We start from the raw sequence: 11,624 nt of genomic DNA on the forward strand, positions 1-11,624 counted from the left end.
CACCCGTGATGACCGGTTCAGACTCCATGCCCGACCCCGCCGCCCTGCTTGCCCTGGATGCCCGCCGCTCAGTGCCCTCGCGGCAGCTCGGCGAGCCCGGACCGGACCCGGCCACCCTGCAGCGGATGCTGGCCTCGGCGGTGCGCGTGCCCGACCACGGCAAGCGCGTGCCGTTCCGCTTCCTGAAGATCGCCGGCGATGCACGTCACACTCTGGGCGACTTCCTGGTCGAACGCAGCCGCCAGCGCGACCCGCATGCCGGCGAGGCGGTGTTCGAGAAGGACCGCCAGCGCTTCAGCCACGCACCGCTGGTGATCGTGGTAGTGGCCAGCCCGCGCCCGGACCCGAAGGTACCCGAGCAGGAACAACTCATGACTGCCGGCTGCGTCTGCTTCGCCCTGCTGCAGGCGGCGCAGGCGCTGGGCTTCGGCGCACAGTGGCTGACCGCCTGGATGGCGTTCGACCCCGCCGTGCACGACTACCTGGGCCTGGCCGAAGGCGAAGCCATTGCCGGCTTCATCCACATCGGCACCCCCAAGGCGGCCGTGCCCGAACGCGAACGCCCCGATCCGGCGGCCCTGCTGCGCGACTGGACGCCGCCGGCATGACCCTGCCGGCAGCGGCGCCCTCGCTGTACCTGGTTGATGCCAGCATCTACGTGTTCCGCGCCTGGCATTCACTGCCGGACCAGTTCCAGGATGCACAGGGCTGGCCGACCAACGCCGTGCACGGCTTTGCCCGCTTCCTGCTGGACCTGCTTGAGCGCGAGCGCCCGCGGCACATCGCCATCGCCTTCGACGAAGCGCTCGACAGCGGCTTCCGCCACCGCCTGTACGCGGCCTACAAGGCCAACCGCGACCCGGCGCCGGAAGCACTCAAGCGCCAGTTCGTGCACTGCAAGGCACTGTGCGCCGCGCTGGGCCTGGTGGTGCTGGCCCACCATGACTACGAGGCCGATGACCTGATCGGCAGCGCCCTGCACCAGCACCGGCACAGCCATCGTGGCGTGATCATTTCCGCCGACAAGGACCTGTCGCAGCTGCTGCTCGATCACGACGAGCAGTGGGACTACGCGCGCAACCAGCGCTGGGACGTGGCCGGCGTCAAGGCGCGGCATGGCGTGCATGCACACCAGATCGCCGATTACCTGGCGCTGTGCGGCGATGCGGTGGACAACATTCCCGGGGTCAGTGGCGTCGGCAGCAAGTCCGCCGCCGTGCTGCTGGCCCACTTCGGCAGCATGGACGCGCTGTACGAGCGCCTGGACGAAGTGCCGTTCCTGCGCTTGCGCGGCGCCGCACAGATGGCGGTGCGCCTGCGAGAGCAGCGCGAGCACGCCCTGCTGTGGCGCCAGCTGACCACCATCGCGCTGGATGCGCCGCTGGAAGGCAGCCAGCCCGGACTGCTGCGCCAGGCCGCCGACCCGGAGCTGCTCGGCGGCCTGTGCCAGACCCTGCGCTTCGGCCCGATGACCCGCCGCCGGCTGTTCGATGCCGCCGGCGTGGCCGACCCTCTTCCCATCCACAGCGAGCCCGCATGAGCCAGCGCAATACCGAAGCCCCGCGTGTCGTCTATGAAGGCAAGTACCAGCGCATGCTGGTGCGCGGCACCTGGGAATACAGCGAACGTACCCATGCCGGTGGCCTGGCGGCGATCATCATCGCCGTCACCCCCGAGGACAAGGTGCTGTTCGTCGAACAGTTCCGCGTGCCCCTGCAGGCACCCACCATCGAGATGCCGGCCGGCCTGGTCGGCGACATCCATGCCGGCGAGTCGATCGAAGTCTCGGCCGTGCGCGAGCTGGAAGAAGAAACCGGCTGGACCGCCGATCACGCCGAAGTGCTGATGATCGGCCCGACCTCCTCCGGTGCCAGCAGCGAGAAGATCGCCTTCGTACGCGCCACCGGCCTGCGCCGGATCGGCGAAGGCGGCGGCGATGACAGCGAGGACATCACCGTGCACGAGATTCCGCGCGCGCAGGCCGCGGCGTGGCTGGTGCAGAAGATGGACGAAGGCTACGAGCTGGATGCCAAGCTGTGGGCCGGCCTGTGGATGATCGAGCACCACCTGGACGGACGCGCGCGTGGCTGACGCCGACCTGCACGCGCTGCCGGCACTGCTCGGCGCCGACGACCCGGCGATCTACACGATCCACCGGGCGCAGGGCGCGTCGCCGTTCCTGCTGCTGGCCGACCACGCCGGCCAGCAGGTGCCGCGTGCCCTCGCCGGCCTGGGCGTGCCGCAGGCCGAACTGGACCGTCACATCGGCTGGGACATCGGCATCGCCGGCACCACCCGCGCACTGGCCGAACGGCTGGATGCCTGGGCCATCGAACAGACCTATTCGAGGCTGTTGATCGACTGCAACCGCCCGCTGGCCTCGCCCACGCTGATTCCGGAAGTGAGCGACCACACCGTGGTGCCAGCCAATGTCGGGCTGTCGACAGCGCAGCGGCAGCAGCGCATCGATGCGATCCACGCGCCGTACCACGCGCGCATCGACGCCGAACTGGACGCGCGCCGAGATGCCGGCCGCCCCACCCTGCTGGTGATGATGCACAGCTTCACTCCGGTGATGAACGGCATGCAGCGGCCGTGGCAGGCCGGCGTGCTGTACCACCAGGACACGCGATTTGCGCATGCACTGCTGCAGGCGCTGCGCGACGAAGGCGACCTGGTGGTGGGTGACAACGAACCGTACTCGGTGAGCAGCACCAGCGACTACGCAGTGCCGGTGCATGGCGAAGGCCGCGGCCTGGTGCATGTAGAGCTGGAAATCCGCCAGGACCTGATTGCCGATGCCGCCGCACAGCAGGCATGGGCGGAGCGGCTGGCGCGGATCTTCAGCGCGCTGCAGCCGCAGTTGCTGGCCCGGCATGACCCTATCCACGCATGGCGTGGATCTACCCCGAATCGGTAGTGCCGGCCGCTACCCCGAATCGGTAGTGCCGGCCGCTGGCCGGCAACGTCAGGGTAGTGAGATCAATGGGTTTGCCGGCCAGCGGCTGGCACTACCGCTACCGCTGCCGGGCGCAGGCCCAGCGCGATCACCACGCCGAGCGCGGCGAACAGCGCGGCGCCGTACTGTGCATTGACCATGCCCTGCAGGGCATCGGGACTGGTTGCTGCCTGCGTGCCGCGCGCGGCGTTGGCGACCATCACCAGCACCGCCAATCCCAGCGCACCGCCGATCTGCTGGGCGGTGGCCGCCATGCCGGACGCAACACCCTGCTGCGGACCCGGCACTCCCTGCCCGGCCACGATCCACATCGCTGTCCAGCTCATGCCCTGGCCGATGCTGAGCACCACGACGCCCGGCAGCAGCGGCCAGTAGCCGGCGCCATGCGGCATCGCCAATGCCACCGCGGCAATGCCGATGGCACCTGCTGCGAAGCCGCGGGCCAGCACCTGTCGTGGCGAACGGCGCCGCAGCATGCGTTCGGCAATACGGATGCCGAAGGTGCACACCAGTGTCGGCAGCAGGAAGGCCATCCCGGCCTGCAGCGGGCTCCAGCCGTAGCCATCCTGGAAGTACAGCGCCAGGAAGTAGTACTGCACGCCATAGCTGCTCATGAAGGCGAAGGTCAGGCCGAGTGCCGCGCGCAGGCCCGGCAGGCGCAACAGCGAAAACTGCATCAGCGGGTCACGGCTGCGCTTTTCGATCTGTACGAACACCGTCAACAGTACGGCTGAAAGCAGCAGGCAGATGAGCGTGGCCGGCGCCGTCCAGCCCCACTCCGGCCCTTGCACCAGGGTGGTGACCAGCAGGCTGCCGCCGGCCGTGACGGTGAGGCAACCGGCCAGATCGAAGGAACGGCCCTGCACGCGCGGGCCATCGGCCGGCAACCACGCGCCGGCCGCGACTGCACACGCCGTGGCCAGGGGAACGATCACTGCCAGCACCGCCGGCCAGCCGAACGCCTGGGTCAGCACCCCGCCCAGCAATGTGCCCAACGCCAACCCGACCGCGCTGGCCATGCTCCAGATCGCCAGCGCGCGGTTGCGCACCGGGCCCTCCGCGTACAGCGTGTTGATCAGCGCCAGCGTGGCCGGGAACAACAATGCAGCACCGATGCCCTGCGCCGCGCGCGCGATGATCAACAGCGTGGCATTGGGCGCCAGCGCCCCCAGCAGCGAGGCCAGCGCGAACAGCAGCATGCCCAGCCGGTAGAAGCGGCGGCGCCCGATCAGGTCGGCGGCGCGCCCACCCAGCAGCAGGCTGCCGCCGAAGGCCACGGTGTAGGCACTGACCACCCATTGCAGCTGCTGCGCGTTGATCTGCAATGCGCGCCCCATGTCATGCAGGGCGACGAAGATGATGGTGGCATCCAGGGCGATGATCAGCTGGGCGGTGGCCAGCAGGGTCAGGGCCCAGCGCGGGTACTTGAGAGGGGGCATCGGCGGCGATGGATCGGGGGGGAGCGCAGTCTCATTGATGCGGTGTCATCAATAAACCCCTACCCGACCATATCTGTCATGATTTTCCGCATGAATGGATCCTCGTTGGACCTCAATGCGGTGCGCATGCTGGTGCAGGTGGCCGAGGCGCGCAGCTTCACTGTCGCCGCTGGCCAGCTCGGCCTGAGCCAGTCCGGGCTGTCGCGTGCGATCAGCCGGTTGGAGGCCACGCTGGGGGTGAAGCTGCTGCAGCGGAACACCCGCAACGTGGCACTGACTCCGGATGGCCGCCAGTTCGTTGACCAGGTGGCGCCGCTGCTGTGTGGCTTCGACGATGCCGAGCGGCAGCTGGCCGATCGCCCGTGCACACCCTCGGGCACGCTGAAGATCAGTGCGCCGTCGATGTTCGGGCGCAAGGTGCTGGTGCCACTGCTGGGTCCGTTGCTGCAGCAGCACCCGCAGCTGCAGGTGGAGGCGGTGCTCAGTGATCGCCTGGTCGATCTGGTCGAGGAAGGCTTCGATGCCGCCCTGCGCACCGGCACCATCGCCGATCAGCGGATGGTGGCGCGCCCGTTGAAGCCACTGCGCTGGCTGACGGTGGCGAGCCCGGACTACCTCGCCCGCTGCGGCGCGCCGGTCGATGTGGCCGCGCTACAGGATCACGCCTGCCTGGCCGTGCGCAACCTGCGCAGCGGGCGGCTGGTGGACTGGCAGTTCCTGCAGGACGGGCAACTGCGGGAGGTCACGCCGCCGGCGCGGATGGTGTTTGACTGCGGCGACCCGTTGGTCGAGGCAGCAATTGCTGGCATCGGCATCGTGCAGGTGATGGATTTCGCCGTGGCCGATGCCCTGGCCGATGGGCGCCTGCAACGCGTGCTGCAGCCCTTTGAAGGCCGCAGCCGCGCGCTGTCGCTGATCTACCCACCGTCGCGGCAGCACTCACCGAAACTGCAGGTGCTGGCCGACGCGCTGCTGGCCGGGGAGTGGTAGCGCCGGCCGCTGGCCGGCGCCTCCAGGAATTCAACCGTCTCAGGTCTGCCGGCCAGCGGCCGGCACTACCGATCAGGCAAAACCATCGGTGGCGCGCACCAGCGCGTCGACGTTCTCCGCTTCGAACGCCGAGTGGCCCGAGGCCGGGGTGATTTCCAGCTTCGCCTTCGGCCAGACCTTGGTCAGGTCCCAGGCATTGGCCAGCGGGCAGACCACGTCGTAGCGGCCGTGCACGATCACGCCCGGGATATCGGCGATGCGGTGCGCGTCGCGCAGCAGCTGGTCTTCCACCTCGAAGAAGCCGCCGTTGACGAAGTAGTGGTTCTCGATGCGGGCGAAGGCCAGCGCGAAATGCGGGTCTTCGTGGCTGTTGATGAAGTCGTCATCGACGTGCAGGAAGCTGGTTGCGCCTTCCCACACTGCCCACGCCTTGGCCGCTTCCAGCCGCGTGGTTTCGTCGTCGCTGGTCAGGCGGCGGTGGAAGGCCGAGATCAGGTCGTGGCGCTCGACGGCCGGGATCGGCTTCAGGTAGTGCTCCCACGCATCCGGGAACAGGCGGTTGGCGCCTTCCTGGTAGAACCATTCCAGCTCCCAGCGGCGCAGCATGAAGATGCCGCGCAGCACCAGCTCGGTCACGCGCTGCGGATGGGTTTCGGCGTAGGCCAGGGCCAGGGTCGAGCCCCAGCTGCCACCGAACACCTGCCAGCGATCGACCTTCAGGTGCTCGCGCAGTTTTTCGATATCGGCAACCAGGTCCCAGGTGGTGTTGTCCACCAGGTCGGCGTGCGGGGTGGACCGGCCGGCACCGCGCTGGTCGAACAGGATGATGCGGTACTTGGCCGGGTCGTGGAACTGGCGCATCTTGTCGCTGCAGCCGCCGCCCGGACCACCGTGCAGCATCACCACCGGCTTGCCGTCCGGGTTGCCGCACTGTTCGAAGTACAGCGTGTGGCGGTCGTCGACCTTCAGGGTGCCGACGTCGTAGGGGGTGATGGCGGGGTACAGCGTACGCATGCTTGCAGCTCCAGGGTGATGCCCTGCCGGGGCAGGAGAACCTCCATTCTAGGCCGGTCGCCGGCCCAGGGTGATGCGGTCGCGCTGCTCCAGGTCCTGCACGGTCTGCACGTCGGCGAAACGCGCCGCCTCGAACAGCGCGCGGATCGCTTCTCCCTGGCCCCAGCCATGTTCGATCAGCAGCCAGCCGCCGGGCAGCAGATGCGCCTGGCCGCCGTCGACGATGCGGCGGATGTCGTCCAGGCCATCCACGCCGGAGGCCAGCGCGGTAGCCGGTTCGAAGCGCAGGTCGCCCTGCTGCAGATGCGGATCGTCACTGGCGATGTAGGGCGGGTTGCTGGCGATCAGGTCGAAGCGCGCGCCCTGCAGCGGCGCATACCAGTCGTGCCCGCCTTCGGCGAAGCGCACGTTGTGCAGTTCATGGCGCGCGGCGTTGCGCGCGGCTACGGCCAGCGCACCCGGGCTGGCGTCGGTGGCCAGCACCTGCGCCTGCGGCCGTTCGCTGGCCAGCGCCAGCGCGATCGCGCCGCTGCCGGTACCGAGGTCGGCCAGCTGCAGCGCGCGGTCCAGCGGCAGGCGATCCAGCGCCAGTTCGACCAGCAGTTCGGTTTCCGGGCGCGGAATCAGCGTGGCCGGGTCGACCTCCAGGTCCAGCGTCCAGAAACCACGGCGGCCGGTCAGGTAGGCCACCGGCTCACCGGCCACGCGACGCGCCAGCAGCGTTTCGAAGGTGGCGAGTTCAGCGGCAGGCAGCGGGTCGGTGGCGTGTGCGAACAGCCAGCTGCGTGGGCGCTCCAGCACGTGCAGCAGCAGCAGTTCGGCCTCATGGCGGGCCTCGATGCCACCCAGGCGGGCACTGGCCTCGGCCACGACCTGGCGCAGGGAGGGTTCGGTTTTGACGGACATGCCGCAATTGTAGAGTCGAGCTTGCTCGACTGCTGCCTGCCCACGGCCGAGCAGGCCCGACGCTACGGAACGCCGGAATCCGTTCAGGTTCTGCCGAACGGGATAAGAAGCGGCTATCGCCCATCTTCACTCGCCAGGGAGAATTTTCCTTGTCACACAGGCAGTTGCAGGATGGGGGCAGCCGGGTTCAGTGCCTGCTCAGTGCATTTTGATAGACTCCATCTATCAAATAGATGCAATCAATGGATTGTTCTTATCGCCAACGAGTCGGTAACCTAGCTCCTGTCGATTCACCCACTCCCCTTCACCCAGAGGAATAACGATGTCCCTGATCAACACCCAGATCCAGCCGTTCGAAGCCAACGCTTACCTGAATGGCGAGTTCATCAAGGTTTCCGACAGTACCCTGAAGGGCCAGTGGTCGGTCCTGATCTTCATGCCGGCCGCCTTCACCTTCAACTGCCCGACCGAGATCGAAGACGCCGCTGACCATTACGCCGAATTCAAGAAGGCTGGCGCCGAGGTCTACATCGTCACCACCGACACCCACTTCTCGCACAAGGTGTGGCACGAAACCTCGCCGGCCGTCGGCAAGGCCCAGTTCCCGCTGGTCGGCGACCCGACCCACCAGCTGACCAACGCCTTCGGCGTGCACATTCCGGAAGAAGGCCTGGCCCTGCGCGGCACCTTCATCATCAACCCGGAAGGCGTGATCAAGACCCTGGAGATCCACTCCAACGAGATCGCCCGTGACGTCTCCGAGACCCTGCGCAAGCTGAAGGCCGCCCAGTTCACCGCCGCCAACCCGAACCAGGTGTGCCCGGCCAAGTGGAAGGAAGGCGAGAAGACCCTGACCCCGTCGCTGGACCTGGTCGGCAAGATCTAAGGCAGTACCGGCCTGCCGTGGCCCCACGCCGCGGCGCGCCCTTCATCCCCGTGCCGGTCCCCCCGCCGGCGTGGGGGTGAACCCAAGACAGCCATTGCTCGCCCGCTTTGGCCAGCCAGCCCCTTCCACGGTCGCTGTCTTGGGTTCACCCCTACCCCCTGCTGGTCCGCTACCTTCTACAGCGGTGCCACGCCCCCTGTTTGCCTGAAGCCAGGAGATGACCCGATGTTGGACGCCAACCTGCAGTCGCAGCTGAAGACCTATCTGGAGCGCGTGACCCGCCCGATCCAGATCACCGCGCACGCCGACGACGGCGCCAAGTCGCAGGAGATGCTGGAACTGCTGCAGACCCTGGAAAGCCTGTCGGACAAGATCTCGCTGCAGGTGCTGCGCGACGGCCAGGGCCGCGTGCCGTCCTTCGACCTGGGCACCCCGGGCCAGGACATCCACCTGACCTTCGCCGGCCTGCCGATGGGCCACGAGTTCACCTCGCTGGTGCTGGCGCTGCTGCAGGTCGGCGGCCACCCGTCCAAGGCTACTGCCGAGCTGATCGAGCAGGTGCAGAACCTGGAGGGCGACTTCAAGTTCGAAACCTACTTCTCGCTGTCCTGTCAGAACTGCCCCGATGTGGTGCAGGCGCTGAACCTGGCTGCGGTGCTCAACCCGCGCATCCAGCACGTGGCCATCGACGGCGCCCTGTTCCAGGACGAAGTGGAGAAGCGCGAGATCATGTCGGTGCCGACCGTGTACCTCAACGGTGAAGTGTTCGACCAGGGCCGCATGACCCTCGAGCAGATCGTGGCCAAGCTGGACACCAATGCCAGCAAGCGCGATGCCGAGAAGATCGCCGCCAAGGACGCCTTCGACGTACTGGTGGTCGGTGGTGGCCCGGCCGGCGCCGCTGCGGCGATCTACGCCGCACGCAAGGGCATCCGTACCGGCATCGCCGCCGAACGTTTCGGTGGCCAGGTGCTGGACACCATGGCGATCGAGAACTTCATCTCGGTGAAGGAAACCGAAGGCCCGAAGCTGGCCACGGCGCTGGAGCAGCATGTGCGCGAGTACGACGTGGACATCATGAACCTGCAGCGCGCCAGCGCACTGGTGCCGGCCGGCGAAGACGGCCTGGTGCAGGTGCAGCTGGAGAACGGCGCGGTGCTGAAGTCGCGTTCGGTGATCCTGTCCACCGGCGCACGCTGGCGGCAGATGAACGTGCCGGGCGAAGACCAGTACCGCAACAAGGGCGTAGCCTATTGCCCGCATTGCGATGGCCCGTTGTTCAAGGGCAAGCGCGTGGCGGTGATCGGCGGCGGCAACTCCGGCGTCGAGGCGGCCATCGATCTGGCCGGCATCGTGTCGCATGTAACCCTGCTGGAATTCGATTCCAGCCTGCGCGCCGATGAAGTGCTGCAGAAGAAGCTGCGCAGCCTGGCCAACGTGACCGTGCTGACCAGCGCGCAGACCACCGAAGTGCTGGGCGACGGCAGCCGGGTCACCGGCCTGGTCTACAAGGACCGCGTCGGCGGCGATGCCCACCGCGTCGAGCTGGAAGGCATCTTCGTGCAGATCGGCCTGCTGCCCAACACCGAGTGGCTGAAGGACACCGTGGCACTTTCGCCGCGTGGCGAGATCGTCATCGATGACCGTGGCCAAACCAACCTGCCGGGCGTGTTCGCCGCAGGCGATTGCACCACGGTACCCTACAAGCAGATCATCATCGCCATGGGCGCCGGCTCGACCGCCGCACTGAGCGCGTTCGACCACCTGATCCGCTCGTCGGTGAGCAACAGCAGCGGTGCCGTTGCTGAAGCAGCCTGATCCACCGTTCCCAGATCACCGGGAACATTGTCTGCCTGTCGGGTAACCATGCCGTCAGCCGGTCCGTTACCCCTGGGGTGTAAGGATGAACCTACGTGATCTGAAGTACCTGGTAGCCCTGGCCGACCACAAGCATTTCGGCCGGGCTGCCGCCTCCTGCTTCGTCAGCCAGCCCACGCTGTCGACGCAGATCCGCAAGCTGGAAGAAGAGCTGGGCCTGCCGCTGGTGGAACGCGCGCCGCGCAAGGTGATGCTGACCCCGGCCGGGCAGGAAGCCGCCGCGCGGGCACGGGTGATCGTGTCCGAAGTGGAGCAACTGAAGGAAGCGGCGCGACGCAGCCGCGATCCGGAAGCGGGTACGGTGCGCCTGGGGATCTTCCCGACCCTGGGCCCGTACCTGCTGCCGCATGTGATCCCGCGCATCCGCGAACGCTTCCCGGAGCTGGAACTGCTGCTGGTCGAGGAAAAGAGCGACGTGCTGCTGGACCGCCTGCGCGAAGGCAAGCTCGATGCCGCGCTGCTGGCGTTGCCGGTGATCGACGACCAGCTGCATGCCGAGTTCCTGTTCGAGGAGCCGTTCCTGCTGGCCGTGTCCGGGCGCCATCCGCTGGCCCGCCGCGAACACCTGGACGTGCAGGAGCTGGCCACGCAGAAGCTGCTGCTGCTGGAAGACGGCCATTGCCTGCGCGACCAGGCGCTGGAAGTGTGTCGACTGTTCGGCGCCAACGAGAAGTCCGAGTTCCGCGCCACCAGCCTGGAAACCCTGCGGCAGATGGTTGCCGCCGACGTCGGCATCACCCTGCTTCCCAGCCTGTCAGTGCAGCCGCCGGTGCCGCGCTCGAACAACATCCGCCTGCTCGACTTCACCGGCGAAGGTCGTCCAAGCCGACGCATCGCCATGATCTGGCGCCGCAGTTCGGCGATGAATGGCTTCCTGATGGAGCTGGCCGACCAGTTCAAGCGGCTGCCACATGCACTGTTCACCCTCGACGCGGTGAATGCCGTCGGCGACGACGCCAATGCACTGCCCGGCCCCGCGCTGAACGGCTGAGCCCCCGCAGTAGTGGTCCGGAATCGGCAGGAGTCGATTCCGGTCGCATTTGTCCCCACAATACAGACAGGCGGCGCCAGCGGGTGCCGCCTTTTGCATGGCTTTCAACCAAGGAGCGTCACCATGAACACCGCCAGCGGCCTGCCGCCGTCGATCACTGTTTCCACCTTCGACATGGACCGCCTGGAGGCCATGCTCGACTCCCCTGCGCTGAGCCAGACGCCTGCCGCGCTCGCGCTTGCTGAAGAACTCAACCGGGCCACCGTGCTGGCACCGGACCAGATTCCCGAAGGCATCGTCATGATGCATTCGCGCGTGGAGTGCGAAGATGAAGTGTCGGGCGAAAAACACGTCCTGACCCTGGTCTTCCCCCGCGAAGCCAACGTCGATGAAGGCAAGGTATCCGTGCTGGCCCCGGTGGGCAGTGCCCTGCTTGGCCTGGCCATCGGCCAGAGCATCGACTGGAATGCGCCCGGCGGCCGCAAGCTGCGCCTGCGCGTGACCGCGGTCCACAACGACCGCCCCTGATTACCGCTGCGCACCGCGCGCGATTCGATCCCC

General features: G+C 67.5%; 12 protein-coding genes. 9 read left to right on the top strand and 3 right to left on the bottom strand.

Translation table 11 applies throughout. The features are described 5' to 3' along the window. Nucleotides 1-26: 26 nt before the first annotated feature. The 4 genes from SSKA14_RS20915 to SSKA14_RS20930 are packed head-to-tail and all read left to right on the top strand — an operon-like array spanning nt 27 to nt 2,920. Nucleotides 27-608 (top strand): nitroreductase, encoded by a 582-nt coding sequence (locus SSKA14_RS20915; protein ID WP_008266872.1) that lies wholly within the window; start codon nt 27-29, stop codon nt 606-608. After that, on the top strand, nt 605-1,540 hold the full coding sequence (locus SSKA14_RS20920) for a 5'-3' exonuclease H3TH domain-containing protein (RefSeq protein WP_008267843.1): 936 nt from the start codon (nt 605-607) through the stop codon (nt 1,538-1,540). Before SSKA14_RS20915 ends, SSKA14_RS20920 begins: the two co-directional genes overlap by 4 nt. Continuing rightward, nucleotides 1,537-2,091, top strand: coding sequence for an NUDIX hydrolase (locus tag SSKA14_RS20925; protein ID WP_008266711.1), 555 nt, complete (start codon nt 1,537-1,539; stop codon nt 2,089-2,091). The genes SSKA14_RS20920 and SSKA14_RS20925 overlap by 4 nt, the downstream gene beginning before the upstream one ends. Beyond that, complete coding sequence (locus tag SSKA14_RS20930; protein ID WP_008268102.1) at nt 2,084-2,920, top strand: N-formylglutamate amidohydrolase; 837 nt, start codon at nt 2,084-2,086, stop codon at nt 2,918-2,920. The genes SSKA14_RS20925 and SSKA14_RS20930 overlap by 8 nt, the downstream gene beginning before the upstream one ends. 62 nt (nt 2,921-2,982) lie before the next feature. Here SSKA14_RS20930 and SSKA14_RS20935 read toward each other — a convergent pair whose 3' ends face one another. Continuing rightward, nucleotides 2,983-4,398: an MFS transporter gene (locus SSKA14_RS20935; protein WP_008264603.1), complete on the bottom strand. Its 1,416-nt coding sequence runs from the start codon at nt 4,396-4,398 to the stop codon at nt 2,983-2,985. A gap of 90 nt (nt 4,399-4,488) precedes the next feature. On the opposite strand from SSKA14_RS20935, the gene SSKA14_RS20940 reads away from it, so the two are divergent. Beyond that, nucleotides 4,489-5,388 (top strand): LysR family transcriptional regulator, encoded by a 900-nt coding sequence (locus tag SSKA14_RS20940; protein WP_232281421.1) that lies wholly within the window; start codon nt 4,489-4,491, stop codon nt 5,386-5,388. Nucleotides 5,389-5,460: 72 nt separating this feature from the next. Here the strand turns inward: SSKA14_RS20940 and pip are convergent, their stop codons facing one another. Then, a complete protein-coding gene (pip, locus tag SSKA14_RS20945) occupies nt 5,461-6,402 on the bottom strand; it encodes a prolyl aminopeptidase (RefSeq protein ID WP_008266522.1) in 942 nt (313 codons plus the stop codon). Nucleotides 6,403-6,450: 48 nt separating this feature from the next. Further along, nucleotides 6,451-7,308 (bottom strand): peptide chain release factor N(5)-glutamine methyltransferase, encoded by an 858-nt coding sequence (prmC, locus tag SSKA14_RS20950; RefSeq protein WP_008267368.1) that lies wholly within the window; start codon nt 7,306-7,308, stop codon nt 6,451-6,453. A 322-nt stretch (nt 7,309-7,630) separates the two neighbouring features. Between prmC and ahpC the strand changes: the two genes are divergently transcribed. From ahpC to rnk, 4 genes are all read left to right on the top strand, one after another. Further along, nucleotides 7,631-8,194 carry an alkyl hydroperoxide reductase subunit C gene (ahpC, locus tag SSKA14_RS20955; RefSeq protein ID WP_004144811.1) on the top strand — a complete coding sequence of 188 codons (564 nt, stop codon included), beginning with the start codon at nt 7,631-7,633 and terminating at the stop codon, nt 8,192-8,194. 225 nt (nt 8,195-8,419) lie between these two features. Then, nucleotides 8,420-10,012, top strand: coding sequence for an alkyl hydroperoxide reductase subunit F (ahpF, locus tag SSKA14_RS20960; RefSeq protein ID WP_040008812.1), 1,593 nt, complete (start codon nt 8,420-8,422; stop codon nt 10,010-10,012). An 85-nt stretch (nt 10,013-10,097) separates the two neighbouring features. Beyond that, nucleotides 10,098-11,063, top strand: a complete 966-nt coding sequence (locus SSKA14_RS20965; RefSeq protein WP_008268420.1) for a LysR substrate-binding domain-containing protein — start codon at nt 10,098-10,100, stop codon at nt 11,061-11,063. Nucleotides 11,064-11,186: 123 nt separating this feature from the next. Beyond that, nucleotides 11,187-11,591, top strand: coding sequence for a nucleoside diphosphate kinase regulator (rnk, locus tag SSKA14_RS20970; RefSeq protein WP_004154317.1), 405 nt, complete (start codon nt 11,187-11,189; stop codon nt 11,589-11,591). Nucleotides 11,592-11,624 lie beyond the last annotated feature (33 nt).

It is taken from the genome of Stenotrophomonas sp. SKA14 (assembly GCF_000158575.1).
GTDB lineage: Bacteria > Pseudomonadota > Gammaproteobacteria > Xanthomonadales > Xanthomonadaceae > Stenotrophomonas > Stenotrophomonas forensis.